Here is a 26,277-nt window from a genome sequence, read left to right as displayed (position 1 = left end):
AGACCCCGTACGACCAGAGGAGCCGGTCCCGACAATGGCCCACGCAATGCAGAGCACCGCGAACGCCGGCCTGACCGAGCTCTGGGACCGGGTCTTCGGCACACAGGCCGCCCCCGACGAGTGGCTGGTGATCGCCACCGGCCTCGTCGCCCTCGCCGTCGTCCTCCCGCACGGGATCTGGCGGGTCGCCCGCAACGCCATCACCATCGCGCACGAGGGCGGCCACGGCCTGGTCGCCCTGCTGACCGGGCGCCGCCTCGACGGTATCCGGCTGCACTCCGACACCAGCGGCCTCACCGTCTCCCGCGGCAAGCCCACCGGCATCGGCATGATCCTCACCGCGGCGTCGGGCTACACCGCGCCGCCCCTGCTCGGCCTCGCGGGCGCCGCGCTGCTCGCCGCCGGCCACATCACGGCGTTCCTGTGGATCGCGACGGCCCTGCTCATCGTGATGCTCGTCATGATCCGGAACGCGTACGGCGCCCTCACGGTGATCCTCACCGGCGGCACCTTCCTGCTCGTCTCCTGGCTGACCAGCTCGCAGGTGCAGGCGGCGTTCGCGTACGCGGTGGTGTGGTTCCTGCTCCTGGGCGGCGTACGTCCCGCCTTCGAGCTGCAGTCCAAGCGCAGGCGCGGCGGCGCCGGCGACTCGGACGCGGACCAGCTGTCCCGGCTCACGCACGTCCCCGCGGGCATGTGGCTCTTCCTCTTCCACGCCGTCTCACTGTGCTCGCTGATAGGCGGCGGGCGCTGGCTGCTCGGCCTCTGAGCAGCCACGACCCCTCACCTCTCTGCCACTAAAGTGGGGGCATGACCGTGAACCCAGCGCACAGCACCCTCTGGCCAGCCCCGCACGCGAGCGGAGCCGTCGCCGCGACGGTCCATGTGCCCGGGTCCAAATCGGTCACCAACCGCGGCCTTGTCCTGGCCGCCCTCGCCGCCGAGCCCGGCTGGCTGCGCCGGCCGCTGCGCTCCCGCGACACCCTCCTGATGGCGGGCGCCCTGCGCGCGCTCGGCGTCGGGATCGAGGAAGGCGTGGGCCCGGACGGCTCCGGTGAGGCCTGGCGGATCATCCCCTCCGGCCTGCACGGCCCCGCCACGGTCGACGTCGGCAACGCGGGCACGGTCATGCGCTTCCTGCCGCCGGTCGCCGCCCTCGCCGACGGCGCGATCCGCTTCGACGGCGACCCCCGTTCGTACGAGCGGCCGCTGCACGGCGTGATCGACGCCCTGCGCGCGCTCGGCGCCCGTATCGACGACGACAGCCGCGGCGCGCTGCCGCTGACCGTGCACGGCGCGGGCGCCCTGGACGGCGGTCCGGTCGAGATCGACGCCTCCTCGTCCTCCCAGTTCGTGAGCGCCCTGCTCCTCTCGGGCCCGCGCTTCAACCAGGGCGTCGAGGTACGCCACACCGGCTCCGCGCTGCCCTCCATGCCGCACATCCGGATGACCGTCGACATGCTCCGCGCGGTCGGCGCCCAGGTGGACACCCCGGAGTCGGGCGGCGAGCCGAACGTGTGGCGGGTCACCCCCGGCGCCCTGCTCGGCCGCGATCTGACCGTCGAGCCCGACCTCTCCAACGCCCAGCCGTTCCTGGCGGCGGCCCTGGTCACCGGCGGCCGGGTGACCGTCCCCGACTGGCCCGCGCACACCACGCAGCCCGGCGACAAGCTGCGGGAGATCTTCACGGAGATGGGCGGTTCCTGCGAACTGACCGAGCAGGGGCTCGTGTTCACCGGCTCCGGCTCGATCCACGGCCTCGACGTGGACCTGAGCGAGGTCGGCGAACTCACCCCCGGCATCGCGGCCGTCGCGGCTCTCGCCGACTCCCCCTCGACCCTGCGCGGCGTCGCCCACCTGCGGCTGCACGAGACGGACCGCCTGGCGGCCCTCACCAAGGAGATCAACGAACTCGGCGGTGACGTCACCGAGACCGCCGACGGCCTGCACATCCGTCCGCGCCGCCTGCACGGCGGGATCTTCCACACGTACGACGACCACCGCATGGCCACCGCGGGCGCGATCATCGGCCTGGCGGTGGAGGGCGTACAGATCGAGAACGTCGCGACGACGGCGAAGACGCTGCCCGACTTCCCCGGCCTCTGGACCGGAATGCTCGGGAACTGACGGGCGGAACCAGAACATGCGCCGCTACGGAAAGAACCCCGACGAGGACGACATCCGCGTCCGCCCCAACCGCAAGGGCAACCGCCCGCGCACGCACATCAGGCCCAAGCACGAGGACGCGTCCGAGGGCATGGTCCTCACCGTCGACCGGGGCCGCCTCACCGTCCTGGTCGACGACCGGATCGTCATGGCGATGAAGGCCCGCGAACTGGGCCGCAAGGCCGCCGTGGTGGGCGACCGGGTGTCGCTCGTCGGTGATCTCTCCGGCAAGAAGGACACCCTCGCGCGCATCGTGCGCATCGCGCCGCGTACGTCGGTCCTGCGGCGCACGGCCGACGACGACGACCCCTACGAGAGGGTGGTCGTCGCCAACGCCGACCAGCTGGCCATCGTCACCGCCCTCGCCGACCCGGAGCCGCGCACACGCCTGATCGACCGCTGCATCGTGGCGGCGTACGACGGCGGTCTCACGCCGCTCCTCGTCCTGACCAAGTCCGATCTGGCGTCCGCCGACAAGATCCTGGAGACCTACTCCACGCTCGACATGCCCTACGTCGTCACCAGCCGCGAGGAGTTCACCGACAGCGCGGAGCTCGCCCGGGTGCACGACGTGCTCGACGGCAAGGTCACCGCGTTCGTCGGCCACTCCGGAGTGGGCAAGACGACGCTGGTCAACGCCCTGGTCCCGGAGGAGCGCAGGCGCAGCACCGGGCACGTCAACGCCGTCACGGGCCGCGGCCGCCACACCACCACGTCGGCGCTCGCCCTGCCGTTGGCCGACTCGTCCGGCGGTTGGGTGATCGACACGCCCGGCGTGCGGTCCTTCGGCCTGCATCACGTCGACCCGTCCCGCGTCATCCTCGCCTTCCCCGACCTGGTGCCGGGGACGGAGGAGTGCCCGCGCGCGTGCAGCCACGACGAGCCGGACTGCGCGCTGGACGCGTGGGTGGAAGGGGGCCACGCGGATCCCGCGCGGCTCTACTCGCTGCGCAGGCTCCTCGCCACCCGTGAGCGACGCGACGACGACTGACCTCGCCGTTGTTTGCGCCCGGGGCCCAGCGGCAAAGGCATAATCGCACCAAGCCTGATCCAAGGCAGGCGAAGCGGTCACCGAACGCAGGGTTGCGGAGGCACAGACATGGCGTGGCTGCTGGTCATCGTCGCGGGGTTCCTGGAGACCGGTTTCGCGGTCTGCCTCAAGCTCTCGCACGGCTTCACCCGGCTCTGGCCGACGATCACCTTCGCGGCGTTCGCCCTCGGCAGCTTCGGTCTGCTCACGCTCGCGCTGCGCAAGCTCGACGTGGGTCCGGCGTACGCGGTCTGGACGGGGATCGGCGCCGCGGGCACCGCGATCTACGGAATGATCTTCCTCGGTGACGTGGTCTCCACGCTCAAGATCGTCTCCATCTCGCTGGTGATCGCGGGCGTCATCGGCCTGCAGCTCTCGGGCTCCGCGCACTAAAACGTCGCTGCGGGGGTTCAGGCGCTGATCCAGCGCCCGAGGGTCCCGCGCACGAGTTCCACGGGATCCTCCCCCGCAGGCGAGGGCGCGACGACGTACGACAGCGCCATCCGCACGGCGCTCTCGCAGGCCATGGCCAGCTCCTCCGTGTCCTTCCGCGCCGGGCCGTCCAGCGCGTTCACCGCCTTGTCCCGCACGAGGGCGAGCAGTTCGGCGGGCGAGGGGACTCCCGCGTCCGCACGCCGCTGCGCCGGTACGGGGGACGAGGAGATGCCGGGCCTGGTCGGCGCGGGCAGCCGTTCGCTCCAGCAGCCGGTGAGCATGGCGCGGGCGAGTTCGTTCCCGCGGGCGGCGGTGATGGTCCACGCGCTCACGGCCGCGAGCCGGTCGACCGGGCCGCCCTCCACGGCCAACGCGCGCTCCACGCCGTGCAGATACGCGTCGGTCTCGCGCCGGAGCAGGGCGCGCGCGAGGCCGTCCTTGCTGCCGAACTCGTTGTAGAGGGTCTGCCGGGACACCCCGGCGGTGGCCGCGACGTCGACCATGCGGACGCCCGGCCAGGGGCGGCGGGCGAGCGCCGTGTGGGCCGCGTCCAGTAAGGATTCCCGTGCCGCAGGCATCGTCGCCTCCCGGGGCCGAAGCGGCTCTGCGGCCAGAGTTGACGTGCTCGGAAGCGGTGTCAATACTCCCGGCGCGACCTGGCACGGTATGCGTCATGTCCTGGAATGGCCCGGACATACGGCGCTGTGGCTCAGGCACAACGAGATCGATACTGTTCACTCATGCCCGACTACCACGATGATCTGCGTCTTGCCCATGTCCTCGCGGACGCCGCCGACGCCGCGACGATGGACCGGTTCAAGGCTCTCGACCTCAAGGTCGAGACCAAGCCGGACATGACGCCGGTGAGCGAGGCGGACAAAACGGCCGAGGAGCTGATCCGGTCGAACCTGAAGCGGGGACGGCCGCGCGACGCGATCCTCGGCGAGGAGTTCGGCGTCGAGGGCACGGGCCCGCGCCGCTGGGTGATCGACCCGATCGACGGCACCAAGAACTACGTGCGCGGGGTGCCGGTCTGGGCCACGCTGATCTCCCTGATGGAGGCGGGCGAGGGCGGCTTCCAGCCGGTGGTGGGCGTCGTGTCGGCGCCCGCGCTCGGCCGCCGCTGGTGGGCCGCGAAGGGCGCAGGGGCCTACACCGGGCGCAGCCTGACCTCCGCGACGCGGTTGCACGCCTCCAAGGTCTCGCGGCTCCAGGACGCCTCGTTCGCGTACTCCTCGCTCACGGGCTGGGAGGAGCAGGGCCGCCTCGACGGGTTCATGGACCTCACGCGCGCGGTCTGGCGCACCCGGGGGTACGGCGACTTCTGGCCGTACATGATGGTCGCCGAGGGCTCGGTCGACATCTGCGCGGAGCCCGAGCTCTCGCTCTGGGACATGGCGGCGACCGCGATCATCGTGACCGAGGCGGGCGGCACCTTCACCGGCCTCGACGGCACTCCGGGCCCGCACAGCGGCAACGCGGCGGCGTCGAACGGTCTGCTCCACGAAGAGCTGCTGGGCTACCTCAACCAGCGCTACTGAGGCATACGCCCCACACGTCCGAGGCGCGCGCCCTTGGTGCGTACGCCCTGAACCGGCAGCACGCGCCCCCTTGTTGACTCCCCGCATGGCTGCGACTCTGAGAGTCCCCCCACTTGTGAACTTGTGAATCGCTTCTCGTGCGGTCCACTCAGGAGGTGGCTCAAGCCCATGCTCGTCCGCGACGCCATGAGCACGATGGTCCTCACCATCGGTCCCGCCCACACACTGCGCCAGGCGGCCCGGCTGATGTCGGCGCGCCGCGTCGGCGCGGCCGTCGTCCTCGACGCCGACACCAGCCTAGGCATTCTGACCGAGCGCGACGTCCTCGTCTCGCTGGGCCTCGGCCAGAACCCCGACACCGAGACCGCAGGCACCCACACCACGACCGACGTCGTCTTCGCCGCACCGTCCTGGACCCTGGAGGAGGCGGCCGACGCCATGTCGCACGGCGGCTTCCGGCACCTGATCGTGATGGACGGCAACGAACCGACCGGCATCGTCTCGGTCCGCGACATCATCCGCTGCTGGGCCCCGAGCAGGCAGCCCGCCCCCACGATCACGGTCTGAGCGCTCCCCGGACACGACGGCGGGCCGGACCCCCGAGGGGATCCGGCCCGCCGTCTTCCTACGACAAGCGATCTCAGCCGCGCAGGGCCTGGACCGCGGCCTCCAGCCGCTTGCCGAAGTCTCCGTCGGCCTGACGGAAGTTGTTGACCGCGCGGTCGACGATGTCCTCGCGCGAGACCTTGGCGAGGAAGCCCGACAGGTTGTCGATCAGGCGGCCCTTCTCGTCCTCGGACATCAGGCGGTAGAGGTTGCCCGCCTGCACGAAGTCGTTGTCCTCGGCGTGCCGCGGCGTCTCGTGGTTGCCGGTGACGCCGGTGACGGGCACGGGCTGCCACAGCGCACGGTCCGTCTGGAACGGGCCGCCGAAGCTGTTCGGCTCGTAGTTCTTCGCGCCCTTGTGGCGGCCGTCGTACAGGAAGCCGTCACGCGAGTGGGTGCGCGCCTCGGTGGCGTGCGGGCGGTTCACCGGCAGGTGGTCGGCGTTGATGCCGACGCGGTAGCGGTGGGCGTCGCCGTACGCGAAGAGACGGCCCTGGAGCATCTTGTCCGGGGACGGACCGATGCCCGGCACGAAGTGGGCGGGGCTGAAGATGGACTGCTCGACCTCTGCGAAGACGTTCTCCGGGTTGCGGTTGAGCTCCAGCTTGCCGATCTCGATCGGCGGGTAGTCCGCGTGCGGCCACACCTTGGTGAGGTCGAACGGGTTGAAGCGGTACGTCGCCGCGTCCGCCGCGGGCATGATCTGCACCTGCACGGACCAGGACGGGAAGTCGCCGCGCTCGATGGACTCGCGCAGGTCGCGCTGGTGGGAGTCGGGGTCCTCACCGGCGAGCTTGTTGGCCTCGTCCTGCGTGAGGTTCTTGATGCCCTGGTCGGTCTTGAAGTGGTACTTGACCCAGAAGACCTCGCCGGCCTCGTTGTTCCACTGGTACGTGTGCGAGCCGAAGCCGTCCATGTGGCGGTACGAGGCGGGGATGCCGCGGTCGCCGAAGAGCCAGGTCACCTGGTGGGTGCTCTCCGGGCTGAGGCCCCAGAAGTCCCAGACGTTGTCCGCCTCCTGCGAGCCCGTGTACGGGTCGCGCTTCTGGGTGTGGATGAAGTCGGGGAACTTGATGGCGTCCCGGATGAAGAAGACCGGGGTGTTGTTGCCGACGAGGTCGTAGTTGCCCTCTTCGGTGTAGAACTTCAGCGCCCAGCCGCGCGGGTCGCGCACCGCGTCGGCCGCGCCGAGGTTGCCGGCCACGGTGGAGAAGCGCAGGAACGTCTCGGTCTGCTTGCCGACCTCGGAGAGGAACTTGGCGCGCGTCCACTGCGAGACGTCACGGGTGAGCGTGAAGGTGCCGTAGGCGCCCGCGCCACGGGCGTGCACGACGCGCTCCGGGATGCGCTCGCGGTTGAAGTGGGCGAGCTTCTCGAGCAGGAGCTGGTCCTGCACTAGCACCGGTCCGCCGAGACCCGCGGTCTCGCTCTGCTGGTTGTCGGCGACCGGCGCTCCGGCCTCCGTGGTGAGCGGTCCCTGCGTCACGTGCGCCTCCTGCGTCATTTCCCTGCGGGTCCTGTCCCTAGGTGTTTGCTGAACCCGATCCTACGATAGACATTGTCTAAGTCAAGCAGACATCCAAAGTCACACCTCGTCGGGACTTAGGCTCCCTGCCTGCTAGGCTGGTTCTCATGAGCGACCTCTTGGAACGACTGCGCGGACGCGGCTGGCGCATGACCGCGCAGCGGCGCGTCGTGGCCGAGGTCCTCGACGGGGACCACGTACACCTGACGGCGGACGAGGTGCACGCCCGCGCCGTCGGCAAGCTGCCGGAGATCTCCCGCGCGACCGTCTACAACACCCTGGGCGAGCTGGTGACCCTCGGCGAGGTCATCGAGGTCTCGACGGACCGCAGGGCCAAGCGGTACGACCCGAACGCCCACCGCCCCCACCAGCACCTGGTGTGCGCGCAGTGCGGCACGATCCGCGACGTCCACCCCACGGGCAACCCGCTGAGCAGCCTCCCCGACTCGGAGCGCTTCGGCTTCACGATCGAGGGCGCGGACGTCACGTACAGGGGCACGTGCCCGAACTGCGCGGGGGCGTAGGACTCAAGGTCTGCTCTGTTCGTGGGCAGCGAATCTCAGCCACGACAGGCCTCTTCCGGAATCTGACGGTGCGTCATATGGTCGGCGGCGCCCATATCCGCCTGCCCTCCGCAAGGAGACCCCGTGGGAGACCCGCACCCGAAACTAGAAGCCCACGCAGTAACGAGAACGTTCGGCCGCGGCCCCAGGGCGGTAGAAGCCCTGGGCCCAGTGGACCTCACCGTCGCCCCAGGCGAATTCACCTGCATCGTCGGCCCCTCAGGCTGCGGAAAGTCGACCCTGCTCCGCATAGCCGCGGGCTTACTGCGGCCGAGCCAAGGCCGGCTGACGATCCGCACCGCGGACCCGCGCCCCGCCGCGATGATCTTCCAGGACTACGGCATCTACGACTGGAAGACCGTCCAGGCCAACGTCCGCTTCGGCCTGGACATCCAGAAGACCCCTCGCCGCGAGGCGAACGCCCGCGCCACCGACTGGCTCACCCGCCTCGGCCTCGCCGACTTCGCCGACGCCTACCCCGCCGCCCTCTCCGGCGGCATGCGCCAGCGTGTGGCCATCGCCCGCGCCCTGGCCGTGGAGCCCGAGATCCTCCTGATGGACGAGCCGTTCGCGGCCCTGGACGCCCAGCTCCGCACGATCCTCCAGGACGAGCTCCTCGACCTCACGCAGACCACCCGCACCACCACCCTCTTCATCACCCACAGCCTCGAAGAGGCGATCGTCCTCGGCGACCGCGTCCTGGTCATGTCCGCCCGGCCGGGCCGCATCATCGCCGAACACCGCCCGCCGTTCCCGAGGCCCCGCAGCGGTGACGTACGCACGACGCCCGAATTCACCGCCCTCAAGGGCGAGTTGTGGGACCTGCTGCGCGGCGAGGTGGTCCCGGCATGACGACGGCCACCCCGCGCAAGACGTCCCACCCCGAGGACGGCGTACTCGTCCGCGAGCCGGGCCCCCAGGAACTGCACCCCGCCCGCACCCACCGCAGGCGACGCACCCTGGAGATCGGTCTCGCCGTGGCCGTCCCCCTCGCCCTGCTCCTCCTGTGGCAACTCGCCGCCACCCAGGCCTGGATCGACGACCGCGTCTACCCCGCTCCCCAGACCATCCTGGAGGACGGCTGGCAGCGCGCGGCGGACGGCGACCTGTGGCCCGACGTCTGGGCCACGCTCAAGCGCGTGCTCGCCGGCTACGCGATCGGCACGGTCACCGGCTACGCGCTCGGCCTCCTCATGGGCTCGCTCTCCCTCGTACGCGCGGCGCTCGAACCACTCCTGGACGCGCTGTACGTCGTGCCGAAGCTGGCCCTGCTGCCCGTCTTCCTGAACATGTTCGGCCTCGGGGAGGGCCCGCAGATCGCGCTCGTGGCGGCCACCGTCTTCTTCTTCGTCTGGATCTCGACGATGGCGGCGGTGCTCGCCGTGCCCTCGGGACACCGCGACGCGGGCCAGGTCTTCGGTGCGTCGCCGTGGCAGATGTTCCGCCACGTCCTGCTGCCCGCCTCGCTGCCCGCCGTGCTCGTCGGCGCACGCATCGCGGCAGGCGTCGCGGTCCTGGTGATCGTCGCATCCGAGCAGATCGCGGCGTCGAACGGCCTCGGCCACCTGATCTTCGACTCCCGTGCCCTTTTCCAGAACGACGTGATGTTCGTCGGCATCGTCTGCGTCGCCGTGCTCGGCGTCGTCTTCTCCGAACTGGTGCGGATCGCGGGCCGGTTGCTCACTCCCTGGGCCCCACGCGACCGCGGCAGAAGTCAGTCATGAACCATTCGTACGCGTACGGAGGCTCCATGCACACCCGCACCCGGTTCACCGCCCTCACCCTCCTCGTGGCGGGCTCGCTGCTCGCCTCCGCGGGCTGCGCGAAGGAGGACGACGCCCCGGACTCGGCCGCGCCCGCGAAGCCCCGCGCCGTCAAGGCGGTCGCCGGCTGCGGCAAGGGCAGCTGGACGGACCCGTCCGACCTCGCCGAGGACCGCGCGCCCGCGCGCTGCGACAAGGGCGCCCCGGCACCGCGCCCGCTGCCGAAGGAACGCGACCTCACCATCGCCACGGGCACGCTCAGCGCCGAGTACGTCGCGCCCCTCCAAATGGCCGTGCAGAAGGGCGAGTTCAAGAAGGAGGGCCTGAACGTCCAGCTCAAGGTTCTGCCGACCCCCGACGCCCTCCCCCTCCTCGCCAAGGGCGACATCGACGCCCAGTGGGCCGCCCCCGAGGCCGCCGTCATGAACGGCATCACGGGCGGCTTCACCATCAAATGGGCGGCCGGAAACTTCTCCCCCGACCCGAAGTCCAAGAGCGGGCTCTGGGTGAAGCTGAAGAAGGGCGAGAGCGCGGACCACGTCCCGATGGCCGGCCGCAAGCTCGGCACCATGATCGGCAAGGGGTCGGTCATCTCGTACCCCATGGGCAAGGCCCTGAAGAAGCACGGCGGCGGCCTCGACAAGATCCAGTTCCAGCAGCTGGGTTCGGCGGACGTCCTGACCGCACTCCAGAACGGCGGCACGGACTCCGCCTGGCTCCTCGACCCGGTCTGGCGCAAGGTCGACGGCGACAGGGAGTACGCCTTCCTCGGCGGCCAGCCCCAGGGCGAACCGCTCGGCGGCCTCCTGTTCGGCCCCAACCTCCTGACCGAGGACCCGGACGCGGGCGTCGCGCTGCTGCGCGCGTACATCCGGACCGTGAACACGTACTTCGCCGGTGACTACAAGGCGGACAAGACCTTCGTGGCCGATCTCGCGAAGCTCCTGAAGATCGACGAGGCGGTCCTGAGGTCGACTCCGTCACTGCGCATGGACTGGGAGATCCGGGCCGGCACGACGGACCGGCTCCAGGCGGCGTACGAGGCCGCGGGCGTCGCCGAGGGCGAGAAGGTCCCGGAGGCGAAGGCGGTGGACCGCAGGCTGTACGAGGAGGCGGTGGGCCACAAGGGGTCTTGATCAAGCGCCGCCCTGAACACACCAGAGGCCGGGAAGCTGATGCTTCCCGGCCTCTGGCCTTGAGTAGCGGGGACAGGATTTGAACCTGCGACCTCTGGGTTATGAGCCCAGCGAGCTACCGAGCTGCTCCACCCCGCGCCGTTGTGTTGCAACCGTACGTCAGGGTCGACGACCAGCGCAAATCCGTTCCGCGCCGCGCTGTGGGCTGTGCCCACCCCACAGCCGCACGTCACGAGAGGCAGAGGGCTAAGCAGTCAGCTCCTGCTGCAAGGCCTCGCGCAACCGAGCCGCCCGCTCGGAAACCTCAGCCGGCCCAAGCTCCACGGCACGGGACGCCCACCGCTGCCCCTCGACCAACTGCCCGCGCCGAGCGTAAAGCAGCGCAAGCCGAAGCGCGGCCCGCCCATGCCCCGCGTCAGCGGCCCGCGTCCACCAGAGCGCGGCCTCGGGCTCACTGCCCTCGCGGGCAAGGAGAAGCCCCAGATTGAACGCGCCGTTCCGGCTCCCCGCGTCCGCCGCGAGGCGGTACCACCGCGCCGCCTCGACGACATCCCCGCGCCCCGCGGCCAGCATCCCGACCCGCACCTGCGCACGCCGGTGCCCCTGCTGGGCAGCCCGCTCGTACCACTCCTCGCACTCGGTCTTCTCGGCGGCGGGCTCCCCGAGCGCGGGCGGGCCCGCGGCGGACCGCCGCGCGTCGAGCACGGTGCCGAGGCGGTACGCCGCCTCCGCGCTGCCGCCACCGGCCGCGCACCGCAGATGCCGCTCGGCCTCCTGCTCGTCGCCCTCACGCAGCCGCGCGGTGCCGACCTGGAGCGCGGCCTCGGTGTGCCCGGCGGCCGCCGCACGCTCGTACCAGGGCAGGGCGGAGTCATCGTCGTCCCGGGAGGCGTACAGGATCCCGAGGTTGAAGGCCGCGTCCACGCTGCCCGCCTCGGCCGCCTTGGAGAACCACGGCTCGGCGCCCGCCGCGTCGCCGCCCTGGAGCAGCAGCACGGCAAGCGCGTTGGCGGCCTCTCGGTGACCGGCGTACGCGGCGCGCCGGTACCACTGGTCGGCCTGCACGGTCCGCCCCTGCTCGGCGCAGAGCAGACCGAGGTTGTACGCGCCGTTCACGTCACCCGCGTCCATGGCGGCCCTGTACCAGCGCTCGGCGGTCTGGGTCTCGCCGCGCTCGGCGTGCAGCGCGCCCAGGGCGTTCGCGGCGTTCCCGTCGCCGTCCTGGGCTGCTCTCAGCCACCAGACGGCGGCGCTCTCCTCGTCGCCCGCGTCCCGCAGCAGGAAGCCGAGGGCGCAGGCGGCGCGCGCCTCCCCGCCCTTCGCGGAGTTCAGGTACCAACGCCCGGCCTCCTTCAGCTCGCCGCGCTGCTCCAGGATCGCGCCGAGGTGCAGCGCGGCCCGCCGGTGTCCGCGCGCGGCGGCCTGGCGGTACCACTGCTCGGCCTCGGCGGCGGCGGAACGTGCCCCTTTGACGTCGGCCTTCGCGGTGGCCTTGCCGTCGGTGCGCTCGGCGGTGGCCCGCCGGTCGAGGGCGCGGGCGATCCGGTACGCGGCCTCGCGGTGACCGCGCTCGGCCGAAGCCCGCATCCAGCGCTCGGCGCCCACGTCACCGCGGTGCTCCAGAAGATCGGCGAGGGCGTACGCACCCAGGGCGTGGCCCTGCTCGGCGGACTGCCGCAGCCAGTACTCCGCGGCGGGCTCGTCGCCGCGCTCACGGTGGTGGCGCCCGAGCGCGTGCGCGGCGGCCGCGGAACCGGCCACGGCGGCGACCCGCCACCAGCCGGCCGCCTCGTCGGCGTACCCACGCTGGTGGAGGAGGACCCCGAGGTTGTTGGCCGCGGCACGGTCGCCCTCGGCGGTCGCGGCGCGCAGCAGGGATTCGGCCCCGTCGAGATCACCGCGGCGCAGCAGAAGGCTGCCGAGAACGCTCATCGCGTCGACATCCCCGGCCTCGGCGGCCAACCGATGGCGCAACTCTTCGGCGGCCGTCCCGGGATCCTCCCGGTCGGCCGCCTGCACAAACCGCCCTGTATCCAACAGAGTTGCCTTGTCCCCCATAACGTCCATCGTCGCACCACCTGCAACCCTGGGTATACCTGAAATACCGCAGCCAGTGAGGTCACTTCAGCGTTTTGTCGACATGCCCACAGAGAGACAAGTCAAACACAGAATCCTCAACTCCCCCCGGGCGGCGCACGGTTCGCACAGACCAGCGCATGACGCCACGGACCCCACGCACACACGACGAAGGCCCGGATCCGATAAGGATCCGGGCCTTTGTCTTGAGTAGCGGGGACAGGATTTGAACCTGCGACCTCTGGGTTATGAGCCCAGCGAGCTACCGAGCTGCTCCACCCCGCGCCGTTGTGCTGTAACCGTACCACGGCGCGGAGGGGGTGTTTTGCAGCTGGTCAGCCGCCCTTCTTGTCGCCCTTGTCGTCGCTGTTCTTGTCGCCGCCCTTGTTGTCGTCGCCCGCCTTGGACTGGGCGTCCTCGGCGCGCTCCAGGGCTTCCTGCAGGTCGTCCTGCGCCTTGCCGTACGCCTCCCAGTCGCCGTCCTTCAGGGCCGTCTGCCCGTCCTCGAACGCCTTCTGGGCGTCGTCGAGGGCAGCCTGCACCGTCGGGTCGCTCGACTTGGGCGGCTTGGTCGGCTCGTCCGTGTCGCCCTCGTCGGCCGGTGGCTTGGTGGTCCCCTCGGCGCCGAAGACCTGGTTGAGGCCGTCGCTCAGGGAGTCCGCGAACGCGGTCTCCGTGCCGTAGGACACCGCGACCTTCTTCAGGAGCGGATACGCCGACTTGCGTCCCTGTACGTACACCGGCTCGACATACAGGAACCCGTCGTCCAGTGGCACCGTCAGCAGGTTTCCGTAGAGGACGTCGGAGTCGGCGCCCTTCATGTCCCGGACGAAGTTACCGACCTCGGTCATCGAGTTCAGCTTGTTCTGGACCTGTTCCGGGCCGTCCACGTCGCCCGTGACTCTCAGCAGTTGCATCTTGCCGAAGTCCTTGCTTCTGGCGTCGGCGTCGACCGTCATGAAGGCGCGCAGATTCGGGCGCCCGCTGGGGGTGAACGTCGTCGTCAGCGCGAACTGCTGCTGCGTCTGGCCCGGCGTCTTCATGGACAGGTAGTACGGCGGAACCGCGCTGTTGTCCTTCTTCGTCGGGTCGTTCGGCACCTGCCAGGCGTCACTCGCGTTGTAGAACTGGCCCGGGTCCGTGACGTGGTAGAGCGTCAGGAGCTCGCGCTGCACCTTGAACATGTCCTGGGGGTAGCGCAGGTGGTCCATCAGGGCCTTGGGGATCTCCCCCTTGTCCTTGACGGTGTCCGGGAACGCCTTCTTCCAGGTCTTGAGGACCGGGTCCTTGTCGTCCCAGGTGTAGAGCTTGACCTCTCCGGTGTACGCGTCGACGGTCGCCTTCACCGAGTTGCGGATGTAGTTGACCTGGTTCTGCTGGGCCACCACCGCGCGCGCGTCGTCGGACTCCGACAGCGAGTCGGCCGTGGTGTCGCCGAGCGTGGTCCGCGAGGCGTACGGATAGCCGTTGCTGGTCGTGTAGGCGTCGACGACCCACTGGATCCTGCCGTTGACGACCGTCGGATACGTGTCGCCGTCGATGGTCAGCCAGGGGGCCACCGACTCGACGCGCTCCTTGGGGGTGCGGTTGTACAGAATCCGCGACCCCTCACCGATCGCGCCCGAGTACAGCATCTGCGGTTCGCCGAAGGACACCGCGTAGGCCGCACGGTTGATCGGGTTGGAGAGATTGACCCCGCTGTCGCCCTTGTAGCTGTAGGTCTTCTGGCCGCCGCCGTCCTCTTCGTAGTCGAGCTCCTTCTGGGGCCCGCCGACGATCGAGTACTGGGTGGTCTTCTCGCCGTAGTAGATCCGCTGCTCGTACTCGCCGAGGTTGCCGCTGGTCGGCAGACCGTAGTTCGTGAAGTCCGGGGCTCCCTTGGAGCCCTTCTTGGTCTCCGTGCCCTTGGCCGTGACCATGCCGTACCCGTGGGTGTAGGCGAAGTGGTCGTTGATCCAGTTGCGCTTGTCGAGCTTGTCGAGGCTGAGCTCACGCAGACCGACGATGGTGTCCTGGCCGTTGTAGCGGTCCACGTCCAGGGTCGTCGGGAAGCGGTAGTACTCGCGCTCCTGCTCCAGCTGCTGGAACGTCGGCGAGACGATGTTCGGGTCGTTCAGCCGGTAGTTGGCGGCCGAGTCCGCGTCGTCGCGCTTCTTCTCGGGGTCCTCGTCGGCCTTGCCGGCGCCCTTGTAGTCCTCGGGCTTCACGCCGCTGATGCCGTACGCGTCACGCGTCGCCGCGATGTTCTTCTTGATGTACGGCGCTTCCTTGGCCTGCTCGTTCGGCTGGACCTGGAACTTCTGCACGATGGCCGGGTACAGACCGCCGATGAGGATGGCGGAGAGGACCATCAGGCCGAAGCCGATGACCGGCAGCTGCCACGTGCGCCGCCACAGCGTCCCGAAGAAGAGCAGGGCGCAGATGACGGCGATGCAGAACAGGATGGTCTTGGCCGGCAGGTACGCGTTCGCGTCGACATAGCGAAGGCCCGTCCAGTCGCCCGTCGCCTTGAAGTCACTGGACTTCACCGCGAGGCCGTACCGGTCGAGCCAGTACGCCACCGCCTTGAGCGTCACGAAGACGCCGAGCAGCACCGACAGGTGCCCGGTGGACGCCGCCGTGGCGCGCGCGCCGGGGCTGGTGACCCGCAGCCCGCCGTACAGGTAGTGCGTCAGGGCTGCGGCGATCAGGGAGAGCACCGTGGCCGCGAAGCCGAAGCCGAGCAGGAAGCGGTACCAGGGCAGGTCGAACGCGAAGAACGACACGTCCAGGTGGAACTGCGGGTCCTTCTGACCGAAGGAGACGCCGTTCACCCACAGCAGCCATGTGCGCCACTGGCCCGCCGCGGACGCGCCCGCGATCAGGCCGACGAGCGTGGCGATGCCGAGCAGCAGCCACTTCTTGTACGGCGCGATGCTCATGCGGTACCGGTCGAGGCTCTGCTGCTCCATCGACATGGCGCTCAGCGGCGGGCGCAGCCGGTGCGCCAGCCAGATGTTCAGTCCGACCGCGGCCGCCATCAGGAGGCCGAAGACGAAGAACAAGCCGATCTTGGTCCACAGTGTCGTCGTGAAGACCGACGAATAGTTCACCGAGCGGTACCAGAGCCAGTCCGTCCAGAACCCCGCGAACATGACGAACACCATGGCGAGTACCGCCAGGATGCCCAGTGTCATGAGCAGGGTCCGGACGCGACGGGACGGTCGGCCCACTCTGATCCGTGGCCCCGTCGGGCCTCCGCCGCGGTCCGGCATCTGGAAAGCCAAGGTGCGCACCTCGAAGTTCGATGTTGATTCTGTTGATCCGTCAGGGCCCTGTGATCGTGGACCCACACCTATGCAACTTACCTACGCTTTACTCGGTTCCCGTTTCTCGGGACTAACGAGGCAGGATTGTGACCATGTCCAACACTCCCATGGCAGCGAGCCCCCTCACCCGTGCCGTTCTCGAGATCGACGAGTACGCGTCCGGCCTCGGCTGGGACCGGCCCGCACGCCTCTTCGCGCTCGTCGACACGGCGCGACTGCGCTCCCAAGAACCCGGCCTCGCCAACCAGCTCGGCCTCGACAACTCCCCCGAGGAGACCGGCCTCACACCCATCGAGCAGGAGGAGATCCCGGAGGGCAAGCCGCTGGACGAGTTCCTCGGCACCATCGCCTGGCCGGACGCCGTGGCAGGCTGCGCGCTCACGGTGGAGCGCCTGATGCTGCCGCCGTCAGCGGAGACGTCCGTCCCCGAAGGGCTCAGCGAGGGTCAGCTCGCGAAGTGGGTGGCCGAGCACCCGGACCGCCAGGAGGTCCGCATGACGGTCGCGGTGCTGCGTGACGGTGCGCGCGAGTCGGCCCTGCGGCTGCGCGAGAAGGACTCGGCCACCGAGGTCCTCACGGGGTCCGACCTGGTGCCGGGCCTCGCGGAGGCGCTGGCGGCCACGTTCGCCTGAGACCGCGCCGTTCTCGTACGCGGGTGGGGTCGCCCCCGCCCGCGTACGACCCGCTACTTCTTCACCGTGCACTGCGGCAGGTCCGCGGTGTCGCCCTTGCGGATGGCGTCGAGCGAGTCGACCGCGTCGTCGATGGTGTCCACCTTGACCAGCGTGAGGCCGTCCGGGACGTCCTTGGCGGCCGTGGCGCAGTTCTCCTTGGGCGTCAGGAAGTACTCGGCGCCCTTGGCGCGCGCGCCGACCGTCTTCATGCCGATGCCGCCGATCGGGCCGACCTTGCCGTTGTCCTCGATCGTGCCGGTGCCGGCCACGAAGTTGCCGCCGGTGAGGTCCTTCGGGGTCAGCTTGTCGACGATGCCGAGCGCGAACATCAGTCCGGCGCTGGGGCCGCCGACATCGGCGAGCTTGATGTCGATCGTGAAGGGGAACGTGTGATCGGTGCCGGCCTGGATGCCGACGATCGCGCGGCCGTCCTTCGCCTTCTCGGTGGTGATCTTGACGTCCTCCGTGCGGGTCGGCTCCTTGCCTGCCTTCTCGGCGGCGGCCGCCTCCTTCACGGGGACGAGGCTGAAGACGACGTCCTGGCCCGGCTTGTGCTGCGTGACCAGCTCGGCGACGTCCGTCATCTCCTTCACGGGCTTGCCGTCGACCTTCTTGATGACGTCGCCCGCGTGCAGCTTGCCCTCGGCGGGGCTGTTCTTGAAGACGGTGGAGACGACCACCTGCGACTTCACCGGGAGGTCCAGCTCCCTGAGCGCGGCGACCTTGGCGCTCTCCTGGGACTGGCTGAACTCCTCGGCGTTCTCCTGGCTCGACTGCTGCTCGGTCTTGCCGTCCGGGTAGAGGGTGTCGTGCGGCACCACGATGTTGTCGTGGGCCATCCAGCCGTACACGGCCTCCGCGATGTTCATGTTGTAGTCGGCACTGGTGACCCGGACCGTCGTCATGTTGAGGTGACCGGTCGTCGGATAGGTCTTGTGGCCGGAGATCTGCAGCACCGGCTCGCCGCCGTGGTCGCCGAGGGTGTTCACCGTCGGACCCGGGGACATCTCCGAGTACGGCACTTTGATGAGGACTCCGGCGCAGAGCAGCGCGATCAGCATCAGGGTGGAGGCGAGCATCGTCGCGGTGCGGCGTGGCATGGAACGACAGTACGGGACCTGTCTGTCAGTGCACCCCTGGGGCCAGTCCGTACGGGGCCCCACGGCCTCACGTGCCCGAGTGGGACTTCTCCATCGCCTCGCGGAAGGCCGCGTAGCCGTTCAGCTCGGTGTTGTCCCCGGTCTTGCCGGACTTGCGGTTGCGCGCGGCCAAGGCGGCCCACAACCCCGCACCGACGGCTGCCGCGAACGGAATCAGCAACCAGGCAAGTGATGCCATGTCGACCTCCCGACCCCTTGAGCGACAACAACTGACTGATCAGCAGATTAACCATCCGCTGCGTCAACGCTCACGCCAGGGGTCGGGTTACGCAACCGGAGACCGCTTGGGCCAACCGGTTCGTCAGAACGGCCGCCGATCATTCGTCGGAACGGCCGCCGATCAACAGGCGCCGACCCACTCCTCCTGGCCGTCGGAGAATCGTTGGTGCTTCCAGATCGGCACCTCGTGCTTGAGGTCGTCGATCAGCTTGCGGCAGGCGGCGAAGGCCTCCGCGCGGTGCGGGCAGGAGACCGCCACGACCACCGCCAGGTCGCCCACCGCCAGGTCGCCCACGCGGTGGACGGCCGCCAGGGCGCGCACCGGGAATTCGGCGACGACCTTCTCGGCCACCCGGCGCATCTCGGCCTCGGCCGTCGGATGGGTCGAATAGCCGAGCTCGTCGACGTCCGCGCCGCCGTCGTGATTGCGCACGGTCCCCACGAAGAGCGCCGTGCCGCCCGCGGCGTCGTCGCCCACCGCCCGGAAGACCTCGTCCAGGGAGAGCGGTGCGTCACGGATCGCGAGAAGCCGGATGGGGTCCTGTGCGGCCTGCTCGCCGGGGTGGTCGTTCGTGGTGCGTGCCATGCGGCCATGGTGCCGCACGGCACGGACATCACGGAATAGCGCTTTCGCCCGGCACGCGCGCGTGCCGCGTTGGAGCTCTCTACAGGCCCACGGCCGGGCTAGGGGTACGGCTCAGATCCGGCGCCGCGCCTTCCGGGCGCGCCGCACCACCGCCGCGGCACCCAGCAGAGCGACCGTCGCACCCGCGGCACCCGCCGCCGTCGCGTCCTTGCGGCCGAGCCTGCGGCCGGCCACCGTACGGCGCCCCGCGACCTCCTCCAGGAGCTCCCCGAGGACCTCCTCGTTGGTCCACTGCGGACGCCAGCCCGCGTCGTGCAGCCTGCTGACGCTGACCACCCACGGGTACATCGTGTACGCGAGGTCACCGGCCGGGGACGGCGTGAGACCGATGCGGTGCAGCCGCGCGGCCGCGCCCAGGGCGACCGTGGAGGGCAGCTCCATGCGCCGGATCTCGCTGAGCTCCTCGACCTCTTCCTGTTCGAGCCAGCCGTCGCAGCCGACGGCCAGTTCCCCGTCGACCTTCTCCAGGACGGCGTACTCCAGGGCGCTGCACAGGTCCTCGACGTGGCAGAACTGCCAGGCGGGGCGCGAGCCCGCCACCACGAGCAGCCGGGGCGACTCGAAGTACCGCGTGAGCGCGGTGTCCGTGCCGCCCACCAGGATCGCGGGCCGCACCACGGTGACGTTCAGGCCGGGGTGGGCCCGGGGGGCGCGCCGGGCGAGGCGCTCGACCTCCAGGAGGTCGCCGACACCGGTGGCCTCCGCGGTGGCACGCAGTTCGGCGTCTTCGGAGAGGGGCAGTTCGTTGTCGTCCAGCGCTCCGTAGACCATCGCCGAGGTGCAGAGCACGACGCGGTGGACGCCGGCCGCGGCGGCGGCCGTCAGCACGGTCTGCGTGCCGCGCACGTTGTACGCCGTACGGGCCGCGGGGTCCGTCTCCAGGTCGAGATCGAGCGCGAGGTGGACCACGACGTCCGCGCCCCGCAGCTTCTCGGCGATGGCCGGGTCCCTGACGTCCAGGATGTGCCACTGGGCCTGGGCGCACTCGCCCCGCCGCTCGTCGATGGCAACGACCTGCTTGATCTCCTCGGACGCGGCAAGGCGCTCGGTCAGCAGCGCGCCCACGCCGGAGGCGGCGCCGGTGACGGCGACCACGGGCCCTCGGACGGGGGCCGGTGTAGAAAGGTTTCGCGCTGCGCGAACCTGTGGATCTGGGGAACTCACCAGGCGTCTCCAGCGGTTGTCTTCAGTAGATACGCGAATGACGCGTACGTACCAGGTGGCATCCATCCTGCCGCAGGCCATGAGTCGGCGGAGCACTGAGGCCCGATCCCGTCACGGTGTCTACGCTGGGTGGTGTTGTAGGGCAGCCGCCGCCGGACCCGTACCGGCGGCCTGACGAGCCGAGGAATCCCGTGAGTGACACCCCATTCGGATTCGGCCTTCCGCCGGAGGAGCCGGAGAACGGCGACGAGGGCAAGAAGAAGGACACCCCCGGAGGGGGACAGGGCGGAGGGCAAGACTCCGGTGGCCCCGGGAACCCCTTCGGCTTCGGCGGCCTGCCCGGCGCGGGCGGCCCCGGCGGTGACAATCCGTTCGCCGCGATGTTCGGTTCGATGAACCCGAACGACCTGGGCGCCGCGTTCCAGCAGCTCGGCCAGATGCTCTCGTACGAGGGCGGTCCGGTGAACTGGGACATGGCCAAGGACATCGCCCGCCAGACCGTCTCCCAGGGGACGCCCGACGGCACCAAGGACGCGAGCGTCGGTCCCACCGAGCGCGGCGCGGTCGAGGAGGCCATCCGCCTCGCCGACCTGTGGCTCGACGACGCGACGTCCCTGCCGTCCGGCTCCGGCCTGGCCGTGGCCTGGAGCCGCGCCGAGTGGGTCGAGGCGACCCTCCCGGTGTGGAAGGAACTGGTCGACCCGGTCGCCGAGCGCGTCGGCCTCGCCATGGGTGACGTGCTCCCCGAGGAGATGCAGGCCATGGCGGGCCCGCTGATCGGGATGATGCGCTCCATGGGCGGCGCCATGTTCGGCCAGCAGATCGGCCAGGCCGTGGGCGTGCTCGCGGGCGAGGTCGTCGGCTCCACGGACATCGGACTTCCGCTCGGCCCGGCCGGCAAGGCCGCCCTGCTTCCGGTGAACGTCGAGGCCTTCGGCAAGGACCTGGGCGTCCCCCAGGAAGAGGTCAGGCTCTACCTGGCGCTGCGCGAGGCCGCCCACCAGCGGCTCTTCGCGCACGTGCCGTGGCTGCGCTCGCATCTGTTCGGCGCGGTCGAGGGGTACGCCCGCGGCATCAAGGTCGACACCGCCAAGCTGGAGGACGTGGTCGGACAGCTCGACCCGCAGAACCCCGAGCAGCTGCAGGAGGCGCTCCAGCAGGGCATGTTCCAGCCGGAGGACACCCCGGCGCAGAAGGCGGCCCTGGCCCGCCTGGAGACGGCTCTCGCGCTCGTCGAGGGCTGGGTGGACGCGGTCGTGCACGCGGCGGCCAAACCCCGCCTGTCGTCCGCCGACGCCCTGCGCGAGACGCTGCGCCGGCGCCGCGCGACCGGCGGCCCCGCGGAGCAGACCTTCGCCACGCTCATCGGCCTCGAGCTGCGTCCGCGCCGGCTGCGGGACGCCTCGCGCCTGTGGGCCTCGCTCACGGACGCGCGCGGCGTGGACGGCCGCGACGGACTGTGGGCCCACCCGGACATGCTGCCGACGGCCTCGGACCTGGACGACCCGGACGGCTTCGTGCACCACGAGCAGCTGGACTTCTCCGAGCTGGACAAGATGCTCGGCGAGGCAGCGGGCGGCGGCACCGCGAAGCCGGACCTGAAGAAGGACACCGGGGCGGCCGATGCCACCGAGGAGACGGACGACAAGGGCGACGACGAGAAGTGAGCCTGTACGACGACGCGGTCCTCGTCCTGAAGGGTTACGAGGACCAGGAAGACCTGCGTCAGTACTACCTGGACCACCTGGCCGCCCACCCCGGGGACGGCCTGTGGAAGGCGTGCACGGACGGCCATGTGACGGCCAGCGCCCTGGTGATCGACCCGGAGCGCGGGCGCGTGCTGCTGACCCTGCACAAGAAGCTGCGGATGTGGCTGCAGATGGGCGGCCACTGCGAGCCGGGCGACGCGACGCTGGCCGCCGCCGCGCTGCGTGAGGCGACGGAGGAGTCGGGGGTCCCGGGCCTGACGCTCCTCCCGGGAGGCCCGGTCCGTCTGGACCGCCACCCGATCCCGGGCCCCTGCACCCAGCACCTGGACGTGCAGTACGCGGCACTGGCCCCACAGGACGCCGTCGAGGCGATCAGCGACGAGTCACTGGACCTGCGCTGGTTCGCGTACGACGAGGTGGCGGGGGTGGCCGACGCGTCGGTGGTGCGCTTGATGGAGGCGACGAGGGCGCGGCTGTAGTACGGGCCCTTGAAAGGGGCGCGGGGAACTGCGCGACCAGCCACAACCGGCCCGCAGATTCCCCGCGCCCCTTCTCGCTCTGTCCCGCCCGGAGGGGGTTCAGCTCCAGACGTTGCCCTGGTTCTGCCCCCGCGCACCCTGCTGGCCCATGCCGTACTGAGCCCTGGCGCCCTGCCCGATGACCGCGTTCTGGGGCGGCAGCAGCTCGCTCGGCTGGACGAGGGCGTACCCCTGGCCCATGAAGCTGAGCTCCCAGCCCTCACCGGTGTTGCCGCGGCGGCGCCACACCCCGGAGGAGTGCGTCTGGGCCTGCATCTGCACGCGCAGCCCGTTGGACCAGGCGACGATCGCGTCGGCGTCGGCGTTCACATACTGGTCGGGCGTGACCCGCAGCATCAGCGGCTGCCCCGAGGTCATGAGGGCGACCTTGCCGCGGCCCGTGATGTTGAGCTGGTACTTGCCGGACCCGGAGATGCCGTACTGGCTGTCCACGGCGATGACCTGGTGGGTCAGCGACGAGTCGAGCGCGAGGACATAGCTGCTGTCCACGGTCAGCCCGTCCTGGTCCACGTCCACCACGTGGATGTACTGGGCGAGGTTGGCGAGATAGACCGTGCCCTGGCCGTGGCAGCGCATCAGGTCCAGGCCCTCGCCGGTGTGCGCGCGGGCCCGCTGGTTGCCCTGGCTCTGGTACTCGGCGTCGAACTCGATCAGGCCCTGATAGGCGACCATGGCGCCCTTGCGGGCCAGGATGTCGTCGTGGCCCTCGAGGGCGACCCGCAGCAGCTGCGGGTTCTGGACGGTGTAGCGCTCCTGAGTCTGCTGCTCGGTGTGCGCGAAAAGTGGGCTCTGCATGGTGTGTTGCTCCCCCTCAGCCCCGGGCTCGGAGACGGTCGGTGCTGTCCTCGCTGGGCTGTACGACGACGATGCCCTCTCCGGAGAAGCCCATCTGGTAGGCCTCGCCGCTGCCGCGCCCGATGAGCGAACCGGCCTTGAAGCTGCGCTTGCCCTTCACCTTGAGGTTCGGGGACCAGGCGATCAGGGCGTCCGGGTCGACGTACGTCTCGTCGTCGCCGCGGCCGCAGTCGACGACGATCGGGGTGCCGCGGGAGGTCAGCGCGACCCAGCCCTGGCCGGAGATCTTGATGTTCCACAGGCCCTGGCCCGCGAACTTGGCGAGGCCCTTGACCCGCTCGACGCCCCACTGGAGGTTCGCGTCGAAGGCCAGCAGGTTCGTGCCGTTCACCGAGAGCGAGTCGCCCGCCAGATTGATGACGACGACGTCGGCTCCGTAGTCGGCGAGATAGAGCAGGCCGTCTCCGGAGCACTTCATCAGGGGCGCGCCTTCGCCGGTCATCCACTCCCGCGCGATCTGCCGCACGGCGGGCGGATTGGGCTCGTACTGCACGAACCCTTCGTAGGCGACCATCGAGCCCACGCGCGCGAGGAGGTCGTTTCCGGTCTGCATCGCCACCTTGACCATGTGGTGGCCGTGGTTCTCCATACGGGCTGCGACGGGCGCGGGGGCGAAGCCCGCGAGTTGCTGATTCATGACGGGCTCCCTCAGACCTCGAACGGCTGGACGATGATGAAGTTGCCGGGAGCGCCCCGGAACTGGAGGTTCACGCTCTCCCCCGTGGAGCCCGCGGACGCGTTGGCGCGCAGCCGGACCTGGCTGGAGACGATCGCCTGGGACGCGGCCGACCAGGCGACCACGGCGTGGCAGTCGGCGAAGGTCGTCGGGGTGACGGGCAGGACGACGGGCACACCGTGCGTCTTGACGATGACCGTGCCGGTGCCCTGGAACTGCATCACGAAGAGCGCGCCACCGGGGATGCCGTGGCCCTCGATCCTGCGGACCTCGTGCTGGAGGGACTCGTCGAACGCGAGGACGTTCTCCGCGGAGACACAGATCGCGTCGCCCTGGAGTTCGATGGGATGCAGATGCGTGGCTTCCTCGGCGAGGAAGACCTGGCCGCGGCCGGAGCAGCGCATCAGCTGCATCTCCTGGCCGGTCGAATTGCCCACGACGCGGCCCGCGAAGCCCGCGCCCTTGTAGCTGAACTCGACCTTGCCCTGGTAGAGAACCATGCTGCCCTGCCGTGCGAGCACGGCCTGCTCGCTGACGCCGAGGTCGACGCGGATCATCTTCTCGTTCTGCTGCGTCCAGCGCTGCCCGGTGGGGGCCTCGCGGTACGCGGCGAGAGCCGCCGCCACGCCGCCGGCCTGCGGGGCACCCTGGGGGGCGCCTGCTCCGTACGGGGACGGGGCCGCGGGCTGGCCGGGGAACTGGCCGGGGGGCTGCTGGCCGTAGCCGGGGGGCATCGGGGCGCTCGGCTGCTGCCCGTAACCGGGCGGCAGGGGCGCCGACTGGCCGGGGACCTGGCCGAACTGCGGCTGCTGCGGCGGCTGCTGGCCGGGCTGCCCGTACGGGGCGGGGGCCGGCGGGGGCGGGACGGTGCCGCCCTGCGGCGGGGTCATCGGGGCCACGATGGTCTGCGCGGCGTGCACGGAGGGGTCCGCGGGGGCCGGGGGCGGCGGCGCGAAGTTCTGGGCCGGGGCCGGGGCAGGCGCGGGGGGCGATGCGGGGGCCGGGGTCTGCGCGGGTCCGGCGGGGGCGCCGAACGCGGGCGGTGCGGCGGCCTGACCGGGCGGGGCGAAGGCCGGGGCGCCGGTGGCCTGCGGTGCCTGCGGCTCGGGCTCCTCCTCGGCGACCTCGCCGCCGAAGTTCTTCAGGAGCGCGTCGAGACCACCGTCGAAGCCCTGGCCGATCGCGGCGAACCGCCAGACGTCCTTCATGTAGAAGTCGCCCAGCATCACGGCACGCTCCGTGGAGAACTCCGCGCCGTTGAAGGAGTAGCGGGCCACTTCCTCGCCACCCGCGACGATCCGGATGTACCCGGGGGCGACCTGCGACATCTGTCCTGCGCCGTCGATCGTCGCGGTGAACGACAGCTTCTTGATCTGCGGCGGGATCCGGTCGAGCGTGACCCGGAAGGACTCCGTGTCACCGGCCTGCGCGCCGAGGAGCTGGATGGATTCCTCGGGCGACTTCGGCTGGTTGAAGAAGATGAAGTAACTGTCGTCCGACAGGCGCTCGTCCGCGTCCAGGCCGAAGCAGCTGATGTCGAAGCTCAGTCCGGGGGCGGAGATCTGCACACCTACGTACAGATCGGTACCCGCGGTGAGGTCACTGATCTTGGCCTTGTGGCCGCGTTGGAATTCCCTGGCCATACGTAACGACCGTCCCCCATCCCGAATGTAAATGCGTCGCGCCAGGCTAACCGCAATCCGCGACGACGGACCAAGCCGGTACAGACCCGGTACACAACCACCGCGCGCGGCGGAACGTCACTCGTCGCGGGCGGCCGGCAGGTGGGGCAGACGGTCGGCCGCGACCACACCTTCGAGGTACCCGCGGGCCCGTTCCGTCCGGGGGTACGCCTCGAGGAGCTGCCAGAAGTTGGGGCCGTGCCCGGGGACGAGGAGATGCGCGAGCTCGTGGACGAGGACGTAGTCGACGACGTACTCGGGCATTCCCTGCAGCCGGTGCGAAAGGCGGATGCTGCCCTCCGACGGGGTGCACGAGCCCCAGCGGGTGTTCTGGTTCGTGACCCAGCGAACGGAAGTGGGCCTGGCCCGGCCGTCGAAGTACTGCTCGGAGAGCCGCTCGGCGCGCTCGGCGAGTTCCGCGTCGCCCAGGACCCGCTTGCTCTCCTGGGCCGCGAGCTTGTCGAGCATGACGTTGACCCAGCGCTGTTCCTCGGCCTCGGACATCCGGGCGGGGATGAGCACGACGGTGCGATCGCCCTCTCGGTACGCGGAGACCGTTCTGCGGCGGCGGGCGCTCCGTCTGACCTCGACCGCGCTCGCCACCGAGCCGGGTGACGGCGGGCTGGTCATGCTGCGCTGTGGGTTTCCGGCGCGGTGCAGTGGGTCGGCGGGCACGCCACGACGTTACCCGCTGGGTGTGGGGGAAGTCCCGCCTCCGGGACGGTTCGGCGGGGTATCGCTCCCCGTGCGATCGATTAGTACGACGAATACCCCCTGCCTGTGGACAACGCCGCGCGGCTGTCC

Annotated in this window: 25 protein-coding genes and 2 tRNA genes; 13 read left to right on the top strand and 14 right to left on the bottom strand. The window is 70.4% G+C overall.

What is annotated here, in order from left to right:
- The first annotated feature begins 46 nt into the window (after positions 1–46).
- The 4 genes from AB0M70_RS15495 to AB0M70_RS15480 all read left to right on the top strand — a co-directional run bounded on the left by AB0M70_RS15495 (position 47) and on the right by AB0M70_RS15480 (position 3,589).
- Positions 47–769 carry a M50 family metallopeptidase gene (locus AB0M70_RS15495; protein ID WP_365820686.1) on the top strand — a complete coding sequence of 241 codons (723 nt, stop codon included), beginning with the start codon at positions 47–49 and terminating at the stop codon, positions 767–769.
- A gap of 41 nt (positions 770–810) precedes the next feature.
- A complete protein-coding gene (aroA, locus tag AB0M70_RS15490; protein ID WP_365820362.1) occupies positions 811–2,127 on the top strand; it encodes a 3-phosphoshikimate 1-carboxyvinyltransferase in 1,317 nt (438 codons plus the stop codon).
- Between the two features lie 16 nt (positions 2,128–2,143).
- Positions 2,144–3,157 carry a ribosome small subunit-dependent GTPase A gene (gene rsgA, locus AB0M70_RS15485; protein WP_365820360.1) on the top strand — a complete coding sequence of 338 codons (1,014 nt, stop codon included), beginning with the start codon at positions 2,144–2,146 and terminating at the stop codon, positions 3,155–3,157.
- A 108-nt stretch (positions 3,158–3,265) separates the two neighbouring features.
- Positions 3,266–3,589 carry a multidrug efflux SMR transporter gene (locus AB0M70_RS15480; RefSeq protein ID WP_344525002.1) on the top strand — a complete coding sequence of 108 codons (324 nt, stop codon included), beginning with the start codon at positions 3,266–3,268 and terminating at the stop codon, positions 3,587–3,589.
- A 17-nt stretch (positions 3,590–3,606) separates the two neighbouring features.
- Here the strand turns inward: AB0M70_RS15480 and AB0M70_RS15475 are convergent, their stop codons facing one another.
- Positions 3,607–4,209 (bottom strand): TetR/AcrR family transcriptional regulator, encoded by a 603-nt coding sequence (locus AB0M70_RS15475; protein ID WP_365820358.1) that lies wholly within the window; start codon positions 4,207–4,209, stop codon positions 3,607–3,609.
- Between the two features lie 162 nt (positions 4,210–4,371).
- Between AB0M70_RS15475 and hisN the strand changes: the two genes are divergently transcribed.
- Complete coding sequence (gene hisN / locus AB0M70_RS15470) at positions 4,372–5,172, top strand: histidinol-phosphatase (protein WP_363209172.1); 801 nt, start codon at positions 4,372–4,374, stop codon at positions 5,170–5,172.
- 168 nt (positions 5,173–5,340) lie between these two features.
- Positions 5,341–5,739 carry a CBS domain-containing protein gene (locus AB0M70_RS15465; RefSeq protein WP_365820356.1) on the top strand — a complete coding sequence of 133 codons (399 nt, stop codon included), beginning with the start codon at positions 5,341–5,343 and terminating at the stop codon, positions 5,737–5,739.
- 73 nt (positions 5,740–5,812) lie between these two features.
- Here AB0M70_RS15465 and AB0M70_RS15460 read toward each other — a convergent pair whose 3' ends face one another.
- On the bottom strand, positions 5,813–7,282 hold the full coding sequence (locus tag AB0M70_RS15460; protein ID WP_365820354.1) for a catalase: 1,470 nt from the start codon (positions 7,280–7,282) through the stop codon (positions 5,813–5,815).
- A 128-nt stretch (positions 7,283–7,410) separates the two neighbouring features.
- Between AB0M70_RS15460 and AB0M70_RS15455 the strand changes: the two genes are divergently transcribed.
- The 4 genes from AB0M70_RS15455 (at position 7,411) to AB0M70_RS15440 (ending at position 10,765) form a co-directional block, all read left to right on the top strand.
- Positions 7,411–7,827: a Fur family transcriptional regulator gene (locus tag AB0M70_RS15455; protein ID WP_365820352.1), complete on the top strand. Its 417-nt coding sequence runs from the start codon at positions 7,411–7,413 to the stop codon at positions 7,825–7,827.
- Between the two features lie 123 nt (positions 7,828–7,950).
- Positions 7,951–8,718, top strand: coding sequence for an ABC transporter ATP-binding protein (locus AB0M70_RS15450; protein ID WP_365820350.1), 768 nt, complete (start codon positions 7,951–7,953; stop codon positions 8,716–8,718).
- A complete protein-coding gene (locus tag AB0M70_RS15445; protein ID WP_365820348.1) occupies positions 8,715–9,590 on the top strand; it encodes an ABC transporter permease in 876 nt (291 codons plus the stop codon). The genes AB0M70_RS15450 and AB0M70_RS15445 overlap by 4 nt, the downstream gene beginning before the upstream one ends.
- Before the next feature lie 26 nt (positions 9,591–9,616).
- The gene (locus AB0M70_RS15440; RefSeq protein WP_365820685.1) at positions 9,617–10,765 is read left to right on the top strand and encodes an ABC transporter substrate-binding protein; all 1,149 of its coding nucleotides are present in this window, start codon (positions 9,617–9,619) and stop codon (positions 10,763–10,765) included.
- A 64-nt stretch (positions 10,766–10,829) separates the two neighbouring features.
- Here AB0M70_RS15440 and AB0M70_RS15435 read toward each other — a convergent pair.
- The 4 genes from AB0M70_RS15435 to AB0M70_RS15420 all read right to left on the bottom strand — a co-directional run bounded on the left by AB0M70_RS15435 (position 10,830) and on the right by AB0M70_RS15420 (position 16,095).
- Positions 10,830–10,903 (bottom strand) — tRNA-Met (locus tag AB0M70_RS15435).
- 108 nt (positions 10,904–11,011) lie between these two features.
- On the bottom strand, positions 11,012–12,832 hold the full coding sequence (locus tag AB0M70_RS15430) for a tetratricopeptide repeat protein (RefSeq protein WP_365820346.1): 1,821 nt from the start codon (positions 12,830–12,832) through the stop codon (positions 11,012–11,014).
- 220 nt (positions 12,833–13,052) lie between these two features.
- Positions 13,053–13,126 (bottom strand) — tRNA-Met (locus AB0M70_RS15425).
- 50 nt (positions 13,127–13,176) lie between these two features.
- Positions 13,177–16,095: a UPF0182 family protein gene (locus AB0M70_RS15420; RefSeq protein WP_365820684.1), complete on the bottom strand. Its 2,919-nt coding sequence runs from the start codon at positions 16,093–16,095 to the stop codon at positions 13,177–13,179.
- A 146-nt stretch (positions 16,096–16,241) separates the two neighbouring features.
- Here AB0M70_RS15420 and AB0M70_RS15415 point away from each other — a divergent pair, with 146 nt between their 5' ends.
- The gene (locus AB0M70_RS15415; RefSeq protein WP_365820344.1) at positions 16,242–16,781 is read left to right on the top strand and encodes a PPA1309 family protein; all 540 of its coding nucleotides are present in this window, start codon (positions 16,242–16,244) and stop codon (positions 16,779–16,781) included.
- A gap of 53 nt (positions 16,782–16,834) precedes the next feature.
- Here AB0M70_RS15415 and AB0M70_RS15410 read toward each other — a convergent pair whose 3' ends face one another.
- From AB0M70_RS15410 to AB0M70_RS15395, 4 genes are all read right to left on the bottom strand, one after another.
- Complete coding sequence (locus tag AB0M70_RS15410) at positions 16,835–17,923, bottom strand: PDZ domain-containing protein (protein ID WP_365820343.1); 1,089 nt, start codon at positions 17,921–17,923, stop codon at positions 16,835–16,837.
- Positions 17,924–17,990: 67 nt separating this feature from the next.
- Complete coding sequence (locus tag AB0M70_RS15405; RefSeq protein ID WP_249587868.1) at positions 17,991–18,161, bottom strand: hypothetical protein; 171 nt, start codon at positions 18,159–18,161, stop codon at positions 17,991–17,993.
- Positions 18,162–18,323: 162 nt separating this feature from the next.
- Positions 18,324–18,788 (bottom strand): molybdenum cofactor biosynthesis protein MoaE, encoded by a 465-nt coding sequence (locus AB0M70_RS15400; RefSeq protein ID WP_365820340.1) that lies wholly within the window; start codon positions 18,786–18,788, stop codon positions 18,324–18,326.
- A gap of 111 nt (positions 18,789–18,899) precedes the next feature.
- Entirely contained in the window at positions 18,900–20,012 is a 1,113-nt protein-coding gene (locus tag AB0M70_RS15395) for an NAD-dependent epimerase/dehydratase family protein (protein WP_365820338.1), read from the bottom strand.
- Positions 20,013–20,203: 191 nt separating this feature from the next.
- Between AB0M70_RS15395 and AB0M70_RS15390 the strand changes: the two genes are divergently transcribed.
- On the top strand, positions 20,204–21,679 hold the full coding sequence (locus tag AB0M70_RS15390; RefSeq protein WP_365820336.1) for a zinc-dependent metalloprotease: 1,476 nt from the start codon (positions 20,204–20,206) through the stop codon (positions 21,677–21,679).
- Positions 21,676–22,200, top strand: a complete 525-nt coding sequence (locus AB0M70_RS15385; RefSeq protein ID WP_365820334.1) for an NUDIX hydrolase — start codon at positions 21,676–21,678, stop codon at positions 22,198–22,200. The genes AB0M70_RS15390 and AB0M70_RS15385 overlap by 4 nt, the downstream gene beginning before the upstream one ends.
- Before the next feature lie 99 nt (positions 22,201–22,299).
- On the opposite strand, the gene AB0M70_RS15380 is transcribed toward AB0M70_RS15385, so the two are convergent.
- The 4 genes from AB0M70_RS15380 to AB0M70_RS15365 form a co-directional block, all read right to left on the bottom strand.
- On the bottom strand, positions 22,300–23,055 hold the full coding sequence (locus AB0M70_RS15380) for an AIM24 family protein (protein WP_365820332.1): 756 nt from the start codon (positions 23,053–23,055) through the stop codon (positions 22,300–22,302).
- 16 nt (positions 23,056–23,071) lie between these two features.
- Positions 23,072–23,752: an AIM24 family protein gene (locus AB0M70_RS15375; RefSeq protein WP_365820330.1), complete on the bottom strand. Its 681-nt coding sequence runs from the start codon at positions 23,750–23,752 to the stop codon at positions 23,072–23,074.
- An 11-nt stretch (positions 23,753–23,763) separates the two neighbouring features.
- A complete protein-coding gene (locus AB0M70_RS15370; RefSeq protein ID WP_365820328.1) occupies positions 23,764–25,434 on the bottom strand; it encodes a TerD family protein in 1,671 nt (556 codons plus the stop codon).
- 117 nt (positions 25,435–25,551) lie between these two features.
- Positions 25,552–26,148, bottom strand: coding sequence for a M48 family metallopeptidase (locus tag AB0M70_RS15365; protein WP_363209155.1), 597 nt, complete (start codon positions 26,146–26,148; stop codon positions 25,552–25,554).
- Between the last annotated feature and the right edge of the window lie 129 nt (positions 26,149–26,277).

The sequence above is a fragment of the Streptomyces sp. NPDC051214 genome, assembly GCF_040682375.1.
Classification (GTDB): Bacteria; Actinomycetota; Actinomycetes; order Streptomycetales; family Streptomycetaceae; genus Streptomyces.
This window is presented reverse-complemented; position numbering and strand designations above follow the sequence as displayed.

What these genes read in the sequence shown, in the direction of transcription:
- AB0M70_RS15495 (WP_365820686.1), top strand. Translation starts at nt 47, where the DNA reads ATGCAGAGCACCGCGAACGCCGGCCTGACCGAGCTCTGGGACCGGGTC.
- aroA (WP_365820362.1), top strand. Translation starts at nt 811, where the DNA reads ATGACCGTGAACCCAGCGCACAGCACCCTCTGGCCAGCCCCGCACGCG.
- rsgA (WP_365820360.1), top strand. Translation starts at nt 2,144, where the DNA reads ATGCGCCGCTACGGAAAGAACCCCGACGAGGACGACATCCGCGTCCGC.
- AB0M70_RS15480 (WP_344525002.1), top strand. Translation starts at nt 3,266, where the DNA reads ATGGCGTGGCTGCTGGTCATCGTCGCGGGGTTCCTGGAGACCGGTTTC.
- AB0M70_RS15475 (WP_365820358.1), bottom strand. Translation starts at nt 4,209, where the DNA reads ATGCCTGCGGCACGGGAATCCTTACTGGACGCGGCCCACACGGCGCTC.
- hisN (WP_363209172.1), top strand. Translation starts at nt 4,372, where the DNA reads ATGCCCGACTACCACGATGATCTGCGTCTTGCCCATGTCCTCGCGGAC.
- AB0M70_RS15465 (WP_365820356.1), top strand. Translation starts at nt 5,341, where the DNA reads ATGCTCGTCCGCGACGCCATGAGCACGATGGTCCTCACCATCGGTCCC.
- AB0M70_RS15460 (WP_365820354.1), bottom strand. Translation starts at nt 7,282, where the DNA reads ATGACGCAGGAGGCGCACGTGACGCAGGGACCGCTCACCACGGAGGCC.
- AB0M70_RS15455 (WP_365820352.1), top strand. Translation starts at nt 7,411, where the DNA reads ATGAGCGACCTCTTGGAACGACTGCGCGGACGCGGCTGGCGCATGACC.
- AB0M70_RS15445 (WP_365820348.1), top strand. Translation starts at nt 8,715, where the DNA reads ATGACGACGGCCACCCCGCGCAAGACGTCCCACCCCGAGGACGGCGTA.
- AB0M70_RS15440 (WP_365820685.1), top strand. Translation starts at nt 9,617, where the DNA reads ATGCACACCCGCACCCGGTTCACCGCCCTCACCCTCCTCGTGGCGGGC.
- AB0M70_RS15430 (WP_365820346.1), bottom strand. Translation starts at nt 12,832, where the DNA reads ATGGACGTTATGGGGGACAAGGCAACTCTGTTGGATACAGGGCGGTTT.
- AB0M70_RS15420 (WP_365820684.1), bottom strand. Translation starts at nt 16,095, where the DNA reads ATGCCGGACCGCGGCGGAGGCCCGACGGGGCCACGGATCAGAGTGGGC.
- AB0M70_RS15415 (WP_365820344.1), top strand. Translation starts at nt 16,242, where the DNA reads ATGTCCAACACTCCCATGGCAGCGAGCCCCCTCACCCGTGCCGTTCTC.
- AB0M70_RS15410 (WP_365820343.1), bottom strand. Translation starts at nt 17,923, where the DNA reads ATGCCACGCCGCACCGCGACGATGCTCGCCTCCACCCTGATGCTGATC.
- AB0M70_RS15405 (WP_249587868.1), bottom strand. Translation starts at nt 18,161, where the DNA reads ATGGCATCACTTGCCTGGTTGCTGATTCCGTTCGCGGCAGCCGTCGGT.
- AB0M70_RS15400 (WP_365820340.1), bottom strand. Translation starts at nt 18,788, where the DNA reads ATGGCACGCACCACGAACGACCACCCCGGCGAGCAGGCCGCACAGGAC.
- AB0M70_RS15380 (WP_365820332.1), bottom strand. Translation starts at nt 23,055, where the DNA reads ATGCAGAGCCCACTTTTCGCGCACACCGAGCAGCAGACTCAGGAGCGC.
- AB0M70_RS15375 (WP_365820330.1), bottom strand. Translation starts at nt 23,752, where the DNA reads ATGAATCAGCAACTCGCGGGCTTCGCCCCCGCGCCCGTCGCAGCCCGT.
- AB0M70_RS15370 (WP_365820328.1), bottom strand. Translation starts at nt 25,434, where the DNA reads ATGGCCAGGGAATTCCAACGCGGCCACAAGGCCAAGATCAGTGACCTC.